Source organism: Alkalihalophilus marmarensis DSM 21297, from assembly GCF_000474275.2.
GTDB classification, from domain to species: Bacteria; Bacillota; Bacilli; order Bacillales; family Bacillaceae_D; genus Alkalihalophilus; species Alkalihalophilus marmarensis.
Window position 1 is genome coordinate 35,060 of sequence record NZ_ATAE01000056.1, and the last position, 16,330, is coordinate 51,389.

The window sequence follows — 16,330 nt, forward strand, 5'->3', positions numbered from 1 at the left end:
AATAAGCGTATCTTTTAATAGACCCCCTCAGTCTAAGGTGACCGAGGGGGTGCGTGTAAGTCTATATTATAGTAGATTCTTATGCTTGAACAGGTGTTTTCTTTAATGCATCTTCTACAGATACTAACTCATATCCAAGATCACGTGCTACAGCGTTGTATGTTACATCACCGTTTGCAACGTTTACACCAAGAGCAAGTGCAGGGTTCTCAGCAACCGCTTTTTCTACGCCTTTGTTAGCAATCTGCATAGCGTAAGGAATTGTTACGTTTGTTAAGCCGATTGTTGATGTACGCGGAACAGCTCCAGGCATGTTAGCAACTGCATAGTGAACAACACCGTGTTTTGTGTAAGTTGGGTTATCGTGTGTTGTAATTTGATCAACTGTTTCAATGATACCGCCTTGGTCAATCGCTACGTCAACAACTACAGATCCAGGAGTCATTGATTTGATCATTTCCTCTGTTACAAGCTTAGGAGCTTTTGCACCAGGAATTAATACAGCACCGATTACTAAGTCAGATTCTTTTACTGCCTCAGCAATGTTAAGCGGGTTAGACATAAGTGTTTGAATGTCGTTTCCGAATTGATCATCAAGCTGGCGAAGACGATCTGCACTTAAGTCGATAAGTGTTACATCAGCACCAAGACCTACAGCAATTTTAGCTGCGTTTGTACCAACAACACCGCCGCCGATGATTGTTACTTTACCACGTTTTACTCCAGGAACACCTGATAATAGAATTCCTTTTCCGCCTTTAGACTTCTCTAGGAATTGAGCACCAATTTGTGATGCCATGCGTCCAGCTACTTCACTCATAGGAGTTAAAAGAGGAAGAGTGCGGTTTACTTCAACTGTTTCATAAGCGATCGCAATAACGCCGCTGTCTACTAGTGCTTTTGCAAGTTCAGGCTCAGCAGCTAGGTGAAGGTATGTGAATAGGATTAATCCTTTGCGGAAGTAGCCATATTCAGAGCTTAATGGTTCTTTAACTTTCATCACCATTTCAGCTTTAGCCCATACATCTTTCGCTTCTGGAATAATTGTTGCTCCAGCAGCTGTGTAATCTACATCTTCAAATCCGCTTCCAATTCCAGCGCCTTGTTCGATTAGAATGTCGTGACCTGCTTTTGTTAAAGCAACAACTCCTGCTGGTGTAATTGCTACGCGGTTTTCATTATTTTTAATTTCTTTTGGAATACCGATAATCATGTTTTTCGTCCCCCTAAGTCGGATGTTTGTTATATCGTTAGTATAAATCCACAAAAGGAGGAGCGCATTGTGCGTAAAATTAAAAATGTAAACGTTTTTTTGTTGTTTTTAACAAATGGTCCAAATCATTGACTAGCGTTTTAAATAGACCTTCATATCTAAATAGAGACCAATTTTCTGAACGGGGTCTTTTAATTGAATGTTTGCAATCTCTTGAATCCGTTTAAGACGGTAATTTAATGTATTCACATGACAATGAAGCTCTTTTGCTGCTTCATTCATGTTGCCGTCTTTGTCTAGGATGATACCTAATGTCTCAAGCAGATTAGTCCGGTGCTCTAAATCATACTTTTCAAGCTTGCGGATAGCAGGGTTAACCGTCATTTCCTGTTCTTTAATTGTTTGACGTATCAGATCAATGTAGCGAAATACCCCAAGTTCATGATAAAAAGCGGCTGATTGAAGCTCTTTAGTAAAGGTTTGTTTTAACGTGATGACCTTTGTTGCTTCATCATAGCTCCTCTTAATCCACTCGTAATTGTCGTACGCATACCCGCAGCCCGCGGTAACTTCCATTATCCCAAAACGTTCCCTTACTTGAGCTTTAAAAGTTTCCACAAACTCCTTTGTATCTTTTACAAAATCATTTGAAGCAGGGGAAGAAACGAGAAAGACGACTTGATTCTCATCCAAGGTCTGAATTAAAATCGTTACTTTTTGAGTCGTCTTTGCAACATAAACAAGCTTTTTATACAAATCATCGGACATTACTTCAAAATTGAATAAAATCACAGCCAGCGGTTTAGTGGGGTTAATCCCTATTTTCGAAAGCTGATCAGCGATATGCTTGTGGTCTCTGGCATCTCCTGTAATCAACTGCCACAGCAGTTCCTGATGATTCTTTTCTTTCTTTTTCTTTTGCATGTTTAATTGAAGCAGCTGGTTTTTGGCTTTGCTTGCAGCGAACTTTAAGTCGGCTAGGTCGTCAGCCGTAAGCTTTCGACCAACTTCAAGCACCCAAATGTAGCCAAGCACTTCATTGTTTTTTCGGATGGATACGGCAACACGATTGCCAAGCCCGATATCGTTGATTTGCGGGATAATAAGCGGTTCATCACTTTGATTAAGGGTTGGGATCACTCCTTCTTTCCAAAAGCGATTAATGACTTTCTCTGGAACACGTCTGCCGATAATAGTTGAAATCCTGGCCGCATCCGTTCCGTCATCATGAGAACTATAGGCAAGCAGATGGTGATTTGAATCTTCAATAGTTACAGGACATTGAAGACGTTCGCTGATTGCATCAACAAATTCTTCTAATGAATCAAACTGCCGGTTGAAAGATTTGAGTTTGTTATCGCTCATGGGAAAACTCCTTACTCTATAAAATAAGACATAAGTCGTCAGTCTTTTTGTTTAAAATCACAAGTGAAGCGTTTTCAGTTTGTGTGCTCTCACAAACAAAAGCTTGCATCGTCATGTTAGAATAACATATACAATCTTATTATAATATATGAAAGCGTTATCTGTGGGGAGTGAATGTGATGGACATCTTAGACATACTAGGAAAGATTAATAATGTATTATGGGGTCCGCCAAGTTTAATCTTATTATTTGGGACAGGCTTATTTTTAACCTTCGTTTTAAAAGGGTTGCAATTCCGTCGTCTTATTTATGCATTTAAGATTGGTTTTGGTAAAGAAGATAGTAAAGATGCTGCAGCTGAAGGTGATGTAAGTCATTTTAAAGCATTGATGACAGCGCTTGCGGCAACAATTGGTAATGGTAATATTGCCGGGGTAGCTACTGCAATTACGCTAGGTGGTCCTGGGGCAATTTTCTGGATGTGGATTGTTGGTTTACTAGGTATGGCAACAAAATATGGCGAGGCATTACTTGCTGTTAAATACCGTGTAAAGAATGATAAAGGTGAGTACTCCAGTGGTCCGATGTATTACATTGAGCGAGGGCTCGGTCGGAAGTTTAAAGGTCTTGCTATTGCCTTTGCTTTATTCGGTGCCTTTGCCGCTCTAGGTATTGGCAACAGTGTACAATCAAATACGATTGCGGATGTAACGAGCAACAGCTTTGGTATGGCAAACTGGGTAACTGGTTTAATCCTAGTAGTATTAGTAAGTGTCATTATTTTTGGTGGTATTCAGCGTATTAGTACGGTTGCAAGTTTCTTTGTTCCAATTATGGCTTTCCTATATATGGGTGGGGCATTAATCATCTTGATATTAAATTATGATATGATCATTCCTGCTTTTGAACTAATTTTCTATTATGCCTTTAATCCTGTAGCGGCAGCTGGTGGTTTCTTAGGAATCGTCGTTTCTGAAGCAATTCGTAATGGGGTTGCTCGTGGTATTTTCTCAAATGAAGCTGGTCTTGGTACCGCAGCATTAATTGCTGGTAACGCTCGTGCAGACCACCCGGTAAAACAAGCTCTTGTAGCAATGACGGGTACATTTATTGTAACGATCGTTGTTTGTACAATGACGGGGCTGACATTATTAATTACAGGCTTCTGGGATCCATCAGGCGGTGTCTTATCAGGGGTTGCTCATGATGCAACGCTTGAAGGCGGTGCATTAACAAGTGCTGCGTTCGGCTCGGTCCTTGGAGTAGTTGGTGAATATATCGTTTCATTCTCAGTAATCTTCTTTGGTTTCTCGACGATTGTCGGCTGGTATGTGTACGGCGAGAAGTGCTTTGAATACCTTGCAGGCTCAAAAGGTATCGCAGGCTATCGTCTAGTGTACATCGCAGCTTGTGGAGTCGGTACTGTAGCAAATCTGGCAACAGTATGGGCATTTGCAGATATGGCCAATGCATTGATGATGATTCCAAACTTAATTGCCTTATTATTGCTTTGGAAAGTCATTGTAGCTGAGACAAATGATTATTTTAATAATTTCTATGAAGCAGCTAAAACAACTGCAAAACAAGCAAGTTAACTAGCTCAAAGAGGTTCTGTCATAAAGACAGAGCCTCTTTTTTATGGAGAAGGTAGACATATATTATAAAGTATATTATTATCATTATATAAAATGATAATAATAAAGAGGGAGGGAAAATTTTGGCTGAAAAGAAAGCAGATATCATGCTTCATCCTATTCGTATGAGAATTATTCAGGAACTTGTTAAATCTCCTAACCAAACAGTACAGCAGCTGATTGATCATTTAGGCGATGTACCACAAGCAACAATGTACCGCCATTTAAAAATGTTGTCAGACGCTGAATTGATTCACGTGGTGGAAACGAACAAAGTAAGAGGAACAGTAGAAAAAGTATATGCCGTGCTGGTTGAGAATTTAGCGATCACAGATAAGGAATTAGAAGAAACAGCACCTGAAGAACATCTTCGTTATTTTATGACCTATCAAGCTAATTTAGCAAAAGAATTTGAACGGTATGTCATGAGTAAACAACCGGCTTCATATAAAGAAGATGGGCTAGGATATTGGCAGACTACGATGCACCTAAGTGATGAAGAGTTTGAAGAGTTTGCTGAAAATCTTGGTCAGCTCATTAAGAAAGCAGTGGAGAAGAAACCGAATAAAGATAGACGTGCACGGACGTTAGCAACCATTTCAATACCAGAGGTGGAATGAAAATGGAAAAGATGGTCTCGATACAGCGTGGTGACCTTACAATTAGCGGAACGCTTGAAGTGCCTGAAAAAAAAGAGCAGTCTTATCCTGCCGTACTCATTATCTCAGGGTCTGGTCCCCTTAATCGTGATGGGAATGGAAAAAGAGGGCAAGTGTTTAATCTTTATAACTCGCTCGCCGCATTTTTTAAAGAAAATGGCTTTGTCACATTGAGATATGATAAACGTGGAGTCGGTGCATCAACAGGGACGTATCTTGAGGCCGGCTTATGGGATTTGATTGATGATGCAAAAGCTGTGCTCCGCTTTTTAAAAGAACAGCCGGAAGTCGACCCGCATCATGTATTTGTCATTGGTCATAGTGAAGGGGCAATGATTGCACCAGCTTTAGCTAAAGACGAGGAGCTTGCTGGAGTCATTTTATTATCAGGTGCTGCTGAGACGATGGCTGAAGCGTTGGCCTATCAAAGAGGGCAGGCTGTTCGCAGTTTAAAAGAAATAAGCGGTATAAAAGGGAAGTTGTTAAATGTGTTGAAGGTTCCCGAGCGAGCGGAAAAGCAGGGACCTAAATTCGATGAAAAAATGATTCGCTCAGAATCAGCAACCGTACGTGTTCAAGGAATGAAAATGAATGCGAAATGGTTTCAGCAACATTATCAATTTAATGCACGTAAAGTACTTGAAGAAGTTGATTGTCCGATTTTAGCTGTAACGGGCTCAAAGGACGTGCAAGTTACGCCTGAGCGAGTATTTGAAGTCGAAAGGTATGCACCCGGCGAGGTGGAGGCGAAGATAATACCGAATATGAATCATATGCTAAGGGACCAAACAGAGGATTATTCGATTCTTCAGCTGAAGAAAGCATATAAACAAGCGGGCAGTAAACCACTTTCGGGAAAACTTTTAACGACGATGAAAGAGTGGCTTGTTAAATATGTATAGAAAGTGGAAGTTTTCACTTATTAGTCTCGCTATTCTCTTTCAAATACTGACCATTATTTTTGCATTTATTAACATCACATGGGCATTCATTAATTTGGCTTTATATATACTAAGCTTTATCGCTGTACTAATCGTATTTATTATTGAGCGGAAAAAAGAAAAAGAGGAGGAAATAGATTATGATGATAGTGACTACTGATACAATTGCTGGTGCTGAAATTACTGAAGTGATGGGTTACGTTAAAGGCGGCACAATTCAAACGAAACATATCGGCCGAGATATAACAGCTGGATTAAAAGGGATCGTCGGTGGAGAGATTAAAGGGTACAATGAAATGATGGATGAGGCGAGAAAGCTTGCTATTCATCGGATGGTAGATGAGGCGAAGAAAAAAGGAGCCAATGCCATTGTTGGTATGCGGCTGCAGTCATCAACCGTTATGGGTTCGGCTGCAGAGATTATCGCATATGGAACAGCAGTAAAAATTTTAGAGAAGTAAATTATTGGAGGCACGAATGGTTAAGCAGTCGCTGTATCGTCTTTTTATTGAATTATCAAATCATAAAATGAACTCTATTATATTAAAGAGTTTTGCAGAATCAAAAATGAGCAGAAGAGTAAATCGATCGTTTACTAAAACGTTTAATCTAAATGAACAAGAAATGCTAGAGCCTGTTCATTCCTATAAGAGTTTGCATGAGTTGTTCATCCGGAGGTTAAAGCCGGAGAGCAGACCGATTAATCAGCTAGAAGATATCCTCGTTAGTCCGGTTGATGGCATTTTGGCTGAGCAGCATATTCTGGCACCTGGTGTCACGTTTCAGGTAAAGGGGCAAGGTTATACTTTAGAAGAAATGTTAGGGTCTAGTGAAGCGGCAGAAAAATATGATGGCGGGGTAGTGATGGTTCTCTATTTAAGCCCTAGTCATTATCACCGTATCCATAGCCCGGCAGATGCTGAAATCACAAAACAATGGGCGTTAGGCGGGCGATCTTATCCTGTTAATAATTGGGGGCTTCTCTACGGAAGAAGGCCGCTTTCAAGAAACTATCGAGTCATTACGGAGCTTGACGTTTCCGGCAAACAGTTAGCTGTTGTAAAAGTAGGAGCGATGAATGTTAACACGATTGAGCTTACTCACAAGAACTCAACCTTATCACGAGGTGAAGAGATGGGGTACTTTTCCTTTGGCTCAACCGTTGTTTTAGTTGGGGAAAAAGGCTTGATGGAGCTTGCCGACAAGCAGACGCCAGCAGACGTACTAATGGGCCAAAAGCTGACCAATCGAGTTAATTAAACGTTTGTTTAACGGCATTTAGCATGTGATGATCCTCTACTTCAAGAGTGGGCATGGCAAGCGAGATTTTACAGATACGACAAGTAAGGATATGGGCTTGTCCCTCCTGGCATTATTTGTTGAACTCCGCTGCTGGCGCACGCTTTCCGCGGGCGGTCCGGGAGCTTCCTCGTCGCATACGCTCCTGTGGGATATCCCCCCCTGCCCCTGGCCACGCGCATCCCGCTGGAGTCGGCGCCTTCCGCTCCTATCAACGGAGGAAGGATGTTAATAAGTGGTTCCTATTATGGGTGGAAGCTTATTAGTAACCTTTTCAGATGGCGGATAAAAGCAATAATACTTTGACTTAAAGTAACTCATAATTAAATTGTTCCACTAAATAAAGTAACGAAGCACGTAACCCAGCGGATGAAATATGTGTAGACTCTTGCGGTGCCTAGAGCAGGGCTGAAATCCCGCAGGGCATAGCCCGAGGAAGCTCACTAGCTCCCCGCGGAACGCGTAGTATATTTCAGGAGCGACGAATCCGCTCTAACCCATGTTTTTGGCGCTTTTACTTAGAAAAGCTTTGAAGCTATGCAATACTCCACTACTATACATTTACTTCCCGGCCCTATTTTTCATATTGGGAGAATCCTTCCTGAAAACTCCTAACCACCTGACCACCCAGCCGCCTAACATCTCCAAAAATATAATCCTTGCATTCTACCCCTGATATCGTTTAATCTATCAATATATCGTATTAGTGATCATAATTAACAACTATATATTGTTTTTGCGGAATGTTGGTGCTGCTAGGCAGCTTAATAGGGAATCTGGTGAAAATCCAGAACTGTCCCCGCAACTGTAAGTGTGGATGAAATGAGACAACCACTGTATAAGAAAGCTGAAAGGTGCTTATACGGGAAGGCTCAGAGTAAAGAGAAGCACAAGTCAGGAGACCTGCCATCATTCCTCAGTCAGCTATCTTCGGGGGATGAGAAGTGAGACGGCAGCGGCTAGATTTGTGCTTATTTGCAAGGTGCATTCTAGCTCGATTAAGGTATGCAAATGACCAAGTCCGTTTTACGCTCTATTTCTCAAACCTGAGAGATAGGGCGTTTTTTATTTGCGAATGAAATGTACATAGCTGAATGAAGGAGTGTGGGACAAATGAAGATAAACGTAAAAGAGAAAAAAGATAACCCGCTAGATGTGCAGGTAGATCGTGATTGGTTAGAGCAAACGTCGCATTTAACATGGGAAAAACGTGCAGCACATGCTTTAAATGAACTATCTGTGGAGGAGCCGCATTGGACTTTTGTTGCAGCTGCTTGTTATATCAACCATTTGAGAGAACAAATAGCAGTACAACGAGGGGTAGAACCAAGAGTGCTTAGTGCAAGTTTTCCGGAGTATCTTAAAACGCAGATTGAAAAGGGAATTTATGATGAAAGATTGGATTCTTATTCAACTGATGAATTATACGAACTCGCATTAACGCTTGAACCGGCAAGAGATCAAAAGTTTACGTATATAGGCATTAAAACATTAGCAGACCGCTACCTGGCAAAGGACTTTAATGATCAAATCGTAGAGCTGCCGCAAGAGCGCTGGATGGTTATAGCAATGACTCTAATGTCAGAAGAGAATAGAGGGTCCCGGCTTGAATTGGTAAAGGAAGCCTATTGGGCGCTCTCACATTTATATATGACAGTTGCTACACCGACAATGAGTAATGCCGGCAAAGCGGGAGGCCAGCTCTCAAGCTGCTTTATCGATACGGTGGAAGATGATCTCAGGTCGATTTTCGATAGCTGTACCGATGCGGCAACCGTAAGTAAGAACGGCGGCGGGCTTGGTATGTATTTAGGGAAGATTCGTGCAAGAGGTTCATCGATTCGTGGATTTAAAAATGTTTCCTCAGGCGTTATTCCTTGGATGAAGCAGCTAAATAACGTAGCTGTCAGCGTAGACCAACTTGGCCAGAGGCAAGGCGCTATAGCGGTGTACCTGGATGTTTGGCATAAAGATATCTTTGCTTTTCTCGATGCGAAATTAAATAACGGGGATGAGCGTCAAAGAACTCATGATCTCTTTACAGCTGTCTCTTTGCCAGATCTATTTATGGAGGCTGTTGAGAAGAGAGATACTTGGTATTTGTTTGACCCCCATGAAGTTCGGGTGAAAATGGGATTCTCTCTTGAAGATTTTTATGATGAGAAAAAAGGAGATGGAGAGTTCCGTAAAAGGTACGAGCAATGTGCAGCGAATAATGAACTGTCGCGTACAGAAATTCCAGCGATTGAAGTTATGAAACGAATCATGCTCTCTCAGCTTGAAACAGGAAGCCCGTTTATGTTCTACCGGGATACAGCAAACAGGCTGAATCCAAACAAGCATAAAGGAATGATATACGGCTCTAATTTGTGTACTGAAATTATGCAGAATATGAGTGCGACAACCGTTGTGGAAGAAACGCTTGAAGACGATACGATATCAATCAAAAAGCAGCCGGGAGATTATGTTGTCTGTAATCTAAGCTCATTGTCACTAGCTCAAGTATTTTCAGATGATGTGGTAGAAAGGGTCGTGAAGATTCAAGTAAGGATGCTCGATAATGTGATTGATCAAAATTCGATCGGCGTAAAACAAGCAGAGAAGACGAACAAAATGTACAGAGCGATCGGCCTTGGTACGTACGGGTGGCATCATCACTTGGCAAAGCGAGCGATCGTTTGGGAGAGTGAGGAATCCGTTCAGGAAGTGGAGCGTGTATATGAGCGGATTAATCAAGCGGCCATTAAAGCTAGTGCAGAATTAGCGGCTGAAAAAGGTGCCTATCCGCATTATGAAGGGTCTGATTGGCAAACGGGCGAGTTCTTTAGCGAACGTGGATACGAAGGCGCAGAATGGGATGAGATTCGTTCGGTCATTTCAAAGCATGGCATGAGAAACGGGTACGTGATGGCTGTGGCACCAAATGCAACGACCTCTCTTATTGCTGGTTCTACTGCTTCTATTGATCCTCTGTTCCAAAAATATTACGTGGAAGAGAAGAAAAATTATCGTATTCCTGTTGTGGCGCCTGACCTCGATGCTCGGACAACTTGGTATTATAAGCCGGCTCATCTAGTTGACCAAACATGGAGCATCCGTCAAAATGCGGCTCGTCAGCGTCATGTCGACCAAGGAATTTCATTTAATCTATATGTTCCAAACAACGTAAAAGCAAAAGAGCTCCTTGATCTACATTTGCTTGCATGGAAAGAAGGGCTAAAGACAACGTATTACGTTCGCTCAACCTCGCTTTCGGTAGATGACTGTGAAAGCTGTTCAAGTTAAGAGGAGGAAATGAAATGACACTTCAAAAAAGAAAACTTTATAATCCACACGCCCCGAATGCTTCAACAGGAATTATTAACGGGGAAAGTTCAAATGTATTGAATTGGGATGATGTACGGTTCAGTTGGGCTTATCCTCTCTATAAAAACATGCTCGCTAATTTCTGGACGCCTTTTGAAATTAATATGAGCCATGATGCCAAGCAGTTTCAGAATCTAACAGAAACAGAACAAGAGGCCTTTAAAAAGATTATCGGCCTTCTTGCTTTCCTAGATAGTGTACAAACGGATTATTCATTAAAGGTAGCTGACTACTTAACAGATTCATCGCTTGTTGCATTAATGAGTGTGCTCTCATTTCAGGAGGTCGTTCATAACCAGAGTTACTCCTATGTGCTCTCAAGTCTTGTACCAAAAGCGACGCAGGATGAGATTTTTGATTACTGGAAAAATGATCCTGTCTTAAAAGAGAGAAATGAATTTATTGTAGACGGGTACGAGGAATTTGCAGATAACCCTACACCAGATACATTAGCAAGATCGATTGTTTACGATGTGATCTTAGAAGGAGTTAATTTTTATTCAGGCTTTGCCTTCTTCTACAATCTTGCTCGCCATCAGAAGATGGTGTCTACTTCAACGATGATTAATTACATTAACCGTGATGAACAGCTGCATGTGTATTTATTTACGAATGTATTTAAAGAATTAATTGAAGAGCATCCTGAATTAAACAACAGAGAGATGGAATCTTTCGTCAAACAGTCGCTAACGACGGCAGTGGAGCTTGAATTGAAGTGGTTCAACTATATCATCGGTGAGCAGATTGAAGGCGTAACCTCTGATGAGATGGAGTCCTATTTAAAATTTATTGCAAATAAAAGAGCAAAGCAGCTTGGCTACGATCATATTTTTCCTGAACATCGTACAAATGTATTTAAATGGATTAAAGCTTACGAGGATGTAAATGCGGCAAAAAGTGATTTCTTTGAACAAAAATCACGCCAATATGCGAAAGTTTCAAGTGACAACGGCTTTGATGAACTCTAAAAATAAGACGGTATCTGTAACAGCTGACCGCCCCCTCGTCGGGAAGCTGTTGCAGAAATACAGGTTTCACGATGGGCTAGGGCAATTCAGGCTGCCAAGTGAACAGCAGCTAGCGATGTTGGATGCTTTTCAAACTTTAGATGTAAATCTAGCGATAGCCTACACAGAGGAGTTTATCGTTGGTTATGCTATTATCTTACCGCCTGAGCCATATGAACGTTGGGTGAAAATGAAAGAGATACGCGTATTAGGTGTGGTTGAGGTGGCTCCTCTGTATAGAAAGCAGCAGGCGGCAAGTTCATTATTAACAGCCCTGCTCGATGAAGGCGACTATGAGAAGAATATACTTTTATCACTAGAATACCGGTGGCACTGGGATCTGGATTCTGTTAATGGTGATAGTTCTCTCTACAAAAAGCTTCTCCAAAAGCTGCTGATGAAAGGCGGCTTTGAAGAGGTGTTGACCAATGAACCTGACATTATGAATTATCATGATAACTTCATGATGGTCCGATTTGGAAGAGATGTGCCCAGTGCAATTGTTAAGCGCTTTCTTGAGTTGAGCGGAAATCCACTATCTAATAATGTCAGATAATTTCACCAAATAAGGTTGCATTCACCTTCTTTTAAAGTTAGAATTGTTTAAATATTTGAAAAGGAGGGGTTGGATGCAACCGGTTGGAAAGATCGAAAAAATTGGTTTGTGGATGAGTAAGTATTTTGCTCTTATTATTATTTTATGTAGTTTTATTGCGTTTTCTGCACCGCAGTTATTTACTTGGATCGCCCCTCATATCACGCTTCTCTTAGGTGTGATTATGTTTGGAATGGGTCTTACGATGAGAGCGGTTGACTTTAGTGTTGTCGCTAAGAAGCCGGTACCTGTAGTGATTGGTGTGATTGCTCAATTTTTGATTATGCCATTAGTCGCTTATGCGATTGCTGTTTTACTGCAGCTTCCGCCTGAACTTGCTGTAGGATTAATTCTTGTCGGCGCCTGTCCTGGCGGTACGGCCTCTAATGTTATGGTGTACCTAGCTAAAGGGGACCTGCCAGTTTCTGTTGCTATGACGTCTATTTCAACGCTGTTAGCGCCGTTATTAACACCGGTTATTCTATTGCTGTTAGCAGGACAATGGCTTCCTGTAAATGCTGGTGCAATGTTTCAATCTATTATTCAGGTGATCATTATCCCTATTGCTCTTGGCTTGCTTGCAAGACGCTTTTTCCCGAAAGCTGTGGAGAGCAGTGTGAAGACGTTGCCGATTATTTCCATTACAGCAATCTTAGCAATCGTACTCGCTGTTGTCGGGGTAAACCAAGCGAATATTGCTCAAACAGGTTTACTCGTCTTTTTAGCTGTAATGCTTCATAATAGCTTTGGATTATTCCTTGGATATGTAACAGCTAAATTATGCGGACTCGATGAAGCCAAACGCAGAGCGATCTCCATTGAAGTCGGGATGCAAAACTCTGGGCTCGGGGCATCGCTTGCGGCAGCTCATTTCTCACCGCTCGCGGCTCTGCCAAGCGCTATTTTTTCTGTTTGGCATAATGTATCTGGACCAGCGCTAGTTTCAATCTGGTCTAGAAAGAAAAATGGAAGTGAGCAAGAATCAGAAGCGAAACAAGCAGGGTAGTCAATCTCTATAAAATGAAAAAGCTTTCTCCCTTGACTTAGAAAGTATGGGAGGGAGCTTTTTGTTTATTTGGGAGACTGAGTGTTTGGTTTAGGTTCCTATTGCCGGGCGACAAGGGGCTTGGATTTTGATATAATGACGTTCAGAATCACAAGATAAGTCATAGCGAAACCCTGCTGCATAGAAGAGGGTAGATTATAGGAGTTGAAGATTCATGCTTGAATTTAAGGAATGGAAGCATGTGTTTAAATTAGATCCAAATAAAGAAATAAATGACGAAGAATTAGAAGCCATTTGTGAATCAGGTACAGATGGCTTAATTATTGGCGGTACTGACGGGGTGACATTGGATAACACGCTGCAGCTGTTAGCTCGTGTACGACGTTACTCTGTATCGGCTGCTCTTGAAATCTCAAATCTTGAAGCAATTACACCTGGATTTGATTATTATTTTATCCCGTCTGTGATGAACAGTCAGAGCGTTGACTGGATTCAAGGGCTGCATCATCAAGCGATTAAAGAGTACGGAGCGATCATGAACTGGGACGAGATTGTGATGGAAGGGTATTGCATTTTAAATCCCGAGGCCAAAGCTGCTAAAGTGACAGAAGCGAATACGGATATTGATGTAGAAGACGTGGTGGCTTATGCAAGAATGGCTGAGAACCTCTACCGTTTTCCCATCTTCTATATTGAATACAGCGGGACATACGGAGATCCTTCTTTGGTGCACCAGGTGAAAAACGTATTAAATGAAACGAAACTCGTCTATGGCGGTGGCATTCACTCACTAAAAGAGGCACAAGAGATGGCTGACGCAGCGGATATGATTGTTGTAGGGAATATCATCTATGAAGATTTAAGAGCTGCATTAGAAACAGTTAAAGCAACGAAATCTTAATAGAATGTTCATTAAAAGCAGAAGTCAGCTGGACATTCGATTGCATCAACTGGTAAGGCATTGTAGACTATAAACTAAGAACATTTGTTTGGTGGTGGAAGTATGCAAGAAAAGATCATAGAAAAAATGCTCTCAGGCTTAAATCCTGAGCAGAGACAAGCAACAACTCATACGGAAGGGCCGTTATTACTAATGGCAGGCGCGGGAAGTGGAAAGACACGGGTTCTTACCCATCGCATCGCTTATTTGCTGCGTGAAAAAGCCATTGCGCCGTGGAACGTACTTGCGATTACATTTACTAATAAAGCTGCACGAGAAATGAAAGATCGTGTGGCAAAACTTGTTGGCCCGGTAGCTGAAGATATTTGGATTTCGACCTTTCACTCGATGTGTGTCCGTATTTTGCGTCGTGATATTGACCGCATCGGCTACAACCGTAATTTCACAATTTTAGATTCCTCAGATCAATTATCTGTTATAAAGCAAATCCTAAAAAACAAGAACATTGATCCTAAGAAATTTGATCCAAGAAGCATCCTTGGAACAATGAGCGGCTGGAAAAATGAATTAAAGAAGCCTGATGACTGCATGAGTCAAGCTACGGGACCATATGATCAAACGGCAGCTGAAGTATATGTGGAGTACCAAAAACAATTAAAGAAAAATCACGCCTTAGATTTTGATGATCTTATCATGAAAACAATCGAGCTGTTCAAGATTGTACCAGAGGTATTAGAATTCTATCAACGCAAGTTTCAGTACATCCTGGTAGATGAGTATCAAGATACGAATAAAGCACAATATATGCTTGTCCGTATGCTTAGTGATAAATATGAAAATATCTGCGTTGTCGGGGATTCTGATCAGTCGATCTATCGCTGGAGGGGTGCGGATATTGCTAATATCTTATCCTTTGAAGAAGATTACCCGAATGCGACCGTTATTTTACTAGAGCAGAATTACCGCTCCACTAAAATGATTTTAAATGCAGCAAATAAAGTAATTGAGAACAACTTTAACCGCAAACCGAAAAACCTTTGGACAGAAAATGACGACGGGCCGAAGATTGGTTACTTTGGTGCAGATACGGAGCAATCGGAAGCACAGTTTGTGGTCGAGAAGATCCGTGAAGCAACGAGAAGCGGAGAGCACACTAACTCAGATATTGCGATTCTCTACCGAACAAATGCCCAGTCACGTGTAATTGAGGAATTTTTTGTGAAGTCTAATATCGAGTACAACATCGTCGGCGGAACTAAGTTCTATGATCGTAAAGAAATTAAAGATGTTCTTGCGTATCTGCGTCTTATTGCCAACCCTGACGATGATATCAGCTTGCAGCGGATTATTAACGTTCCAAAACGAGGCATAGGTGCGACAACTGTTGATAAAATTGGGGCATATGCTGTTGAACAAGGCATTTCTCTTTTTGCGGCCTTGCAAGAGATTGAGCAAGTGGGCCTGACAGCTCGTACGGTCGGCAAGCTAAAAGACTTTAGAGACCAGCTTTCTCACTGGATTCAAATGCAGGAGTATTTATCTGTGACTGAGTTAGTCGAGGAACTGCTAGAGAAGACAGGCTACCGTGATATGCTCCGCAACGAACAATCGATCGAGGCACAGAGCCGTCTTGAGAATATTGATGAGTTTATAACGGTTACGAACGAATTTGAAAAATCAAATGATGATAAATCATTAGTAGCATTTTTAACAGATCTTGCGCTTGTCGCAGATATTGACAAGCTTGACGATGAAGATGAAGGAAAACCTAAGGATGCGATCACGCTTATGACTCTGCATTCCGCAAAGGGACTGGAGTTCCCGCTAGTATTCTTAATTGGTATGGAAGAAGGGATCTTCCCGCATAGCCGCTCGCTTTTTGAGGCAGAAGAAATGGAAGAAGAGCGTCGCCTTGCCTATGTAGGGATTACGAGAGCTGAAAAGCAGCTTTATATAACGAATGCAAGGATGCGGACCTTATATGGTAAAACAAATACAAACCCGCCGTCTCGTTTTATTTCAGAGATTCCAGAAGAGTGTCTTGAACAAGTGAACGAGGATAAACCAACACCGGCTTGGATGAAAGCGTCACGCGGTACAGCCTCTGCTCCAGCAGCAAAACCTAAAGTGCGTGCATCTGTATCGACTTCAACGGGCGGTGATCAATTTGCTTGGGCTGTTGGAGACAAAGCGGAGCACAAAAAATGGGGAGTAGGGACCGTTGTCAGCATTAAAGGTGAAGGAGAAGCTGTTGAGCTTGATATTGCTTTCCCTCAGCCTACTGGCGTGAAGCGCTTATTTGCTAAGTTTGCCCCAATTACTAAGCAATAGGAAAGGAAGAAGA

Annotated in this window: 13 protein-coding genes and 1 riboswitch; of the genes, 11 read left to right on the forward strand and 2 right to left on the reverse strand. The window is 41.7% G+C overall.

What is annotated here, in order from left to right:
• Positions 1-79: 79 nt before the first annotated feature.
• Together ald and A33I_RS17845 are read right to left on the reverse strand one after the other, a co-directional pair.
• The gene (gene ald, locus A33I_RS17840; protein WP_022629680.1) at positions 80-1,213 is read right to left on the reverse strand and encodes an alanine dehydrogenase; all 1,134 of its coding nucleotides are present in this window, start codon (positions 1,211-1,213) and stop codon (positions 80-82) included.
• 132 nt (positions 1,214-1,345) lie between these two features.
• Complete coding sequence (locus tag A33I_RS17845) at positions 1,346-2,578, reverse strand: PucR family transcriptional regulator (protein ID WP_022629681.1); 1,233 nt, start codon at positions 2,576-2,578, stop codon at positions 1,346-1,348.
• 179 nt (positions 2,579-2,757) lie between these two features.
• On the opposite strand from A33I_RS17845, the gene A33I_RS17850 reads away from it, so the two are divergent.
• From A33I_RS17850 to pcrA, 11 genes are all read left to right on the forward strand, one after another.
• Entirely contained in the window at positions 2,758-4,173 is a 1,416-nt protein-coding gene (locus A33I_RS17850; RefSeq protein WP_022629682.1) for an alanine/glycine:cation symporter family protein, read from the forward strand.
• A 122-nt stretch (positions 4,174-4,295) separates the two neighbouring features.
• On the forward strand, positions 4,296-4,832 hold the full coding sequence (locus A33I_RS17855) for a helix-turn-helix domain-containing protein (protein ID WP_022629683.1): 537 nt from the start codon (positions 4,296-4,298) through the stop codon (positions 4,830-4,832).
• Positions 4,833-4,834: 2 nt separating this feature from the next.
• The gene (locus A33I_RS17860; protein WP_022629684.1) at positions 4,835-5,773 is read left to right on the forward strand and encodes an alpha/beta hydrolase family protein; all 939 of its coding nucleotides are present in this window, start codon (positions 4,835-4,837) and stop codon (positions 5,771-5,773) included.
• Between the two features lie 179 nt (positions 5,774-5,952).
• Complete coding sequence (locus A33I_RS17870; protein WP_022629686.1) at positions 5,953-6,273, forward strand: YbjQ family protein; 321 nt, start codon at positions 5,953-5,955, stop codon at positions 6,271-6,273.
• A 16-nt stretch (positions 6,274-6,289) separates the two neighbouring features.
• Positions 6,290-7,072: a phosphatidylserine decarboxylase gene (locus A33I_RS17875; RefSeq protein ID WP_022629687.1), complete on the forward strand. Its 783-nt coding sequence runs from the start codon at positions 6,290-6,292 to the stop codon at positions 7,070-7,072.
• Positions 7,073-7,841: 769 nt separating this feature from the next.
• Positions 7,842-8,036, forward strand: a riboswitch (cobalamin riboswitch).
• A gap of 188 nt (positions 8,037-8,224) precedes the next feature.
• A complete protein-coding gene (locus tag A33I_RS17880; protein ID WP_022629688.1) occupies positions 8,225-10,396 on the forward strand; it encodes a ribonucleoside-diphosphate reductase subunit alpha in 2,172 nt (723 codons plus the stop codon).
• 14 nt (positions 10,397-10,410) lie between these two features.
• Positions 10,411-11,445, forward strand: a complete 1,035-nt coding sequence (locus A33I_RS17885) for a ribonucleotide-diphosphate reductase subunit beta (RefSeq protein ID WP_022629689.1) — start codon at positions 10,411-10,413, stop codon at positions 11,443-11,445.
• On the forward strand, positions 11,432-12,040 hold the full coding sequence (locus A33I_RS17890) for a GNAT family N-acetyltransferase (protein WP_161808693.1): 609 nt from the start codon (positions 11,432-11,434) through the stop codon (positions 12,038-12,040). Before A33I_RS17885 ends, A33I_RS17890 begins: the two co-directional genes overlap by 14 nt.
• Positions 12,041-12,113: 73 nt before the next feature.
• On the forward strand, positions 12,114-13,085 hold the full coding sequence (locus tag A33I_RS17895) for a bile acid:sodium symporter family protein (RefSeq protein WP_022629691.1): 972 nt from the start codon (positions 12,114-12,116) through the stop codon (positions 13,083-13,085).
• 214 nt (positions 13,086-13,299) lie between these two features.
• Positions 13,300-13,986, forward strand: a complete 687-nt coding sequence (gene pcrB, locus A33I_RS17900) for a heptaprenylglyceryl phosphate synthase (protein ID WP_022629692.1) — start codon at positions 13,300-13,302, stop codon at positions 13,984-13,986.
• A gap of 102 nt (positions 13,987-14,088) precedes the next feature.
• Complete coding sequence (gene pcrA / locus A33I_RS17905) at positions 14,089-16,317, forward strand: DNA helicase PcrA (RefSeq protein ID WP_022629693.1); 2,229 nt, start codon at positions 14,089-14,091, stop codon at positions 16,315-16,317.
• The last annotated feature ends 13 nt before the right edge of the window (positions 16,318-16,330 follow it).

Excerpts from the sequence above, each read along its gene's own strand:
- ald (WP_022629680.1), bottom strand. The coding sequence starts at position 1,213 with ATGATTATCGGTATTCCAAAAGAAATTAAAAATAATGAAAACCGCGTA.
- A33I_RS17845 (WP_022629681.1), bottom strand. The coding sequence starts at position 2,578 with ATGAGCGATAACAAACTCAAATCTTTCAACCGGCAGTTTGATTCATTA.
- A33I_RS17850 (WP_022629682.1), top strand. The coding sequence starts at position 2,758 with ATGGACATCTTAGACATACTAGGAAAGATTAATAATGTATTATGGGGT.
- A33I_RS17860 (WP_022629684.1), top strand. The coding sequence starts at position 4,835 with ATGGAAAAGATGGTCTCGATACAGCGTGGTGACCTTACAATTAGCGGA.
- A33I_RS17870 (WP_022629686.1), top strand. The coding sequence starts at position 5,953 with ATGATGATAGTGACTACTGATACAATTGCTGGTGCTGAAATTACTGAA.
- A33I_RS17875 (WP_022629687.1), top strand. The coding sequence starts at position 6,290 with ATGGTTAAGCAGTCGCTGTATCGTCTTTTTATTGAATTATCAAATCAT.
- A33I_RS17880 (WP_022629688.1), top strand. The coding sequence starts at position 8,225 with ATGAAGATAAACGTAAAAGAGAAAAAAGATAACCCGCTAGATGTGCAG.
- A33I_RS17885 (WP_022629689.1), top strand. The coding sequence starts at position 10,411 with ATGACACTTCAAAAAAGAAAACTTTATAATCCACACGCCCCGAATGCT.
- A33I_RS17895 (WP_022629691.1), top strand. The coding sequence starts at position 12,114 with ATGCAACCGGTTGGAAAGATCGAAAAAATTGGTTTGTGGATGAGTAAG.
- pcrB (WP_022629692.1), top strand. The coding sequence starts at position 13,300 with ATGCTTGAATTTAAGGAATGGAAGCATGTGTTTAAATTAGATCCAAAT.
- pcrA (WP_022629693.1), top strand. The coding sequence starts at position 14,089 with ATGCAAGAAAAGATCATAGAAAAAATGCTCTCAGGCTTAAATCCTGAG.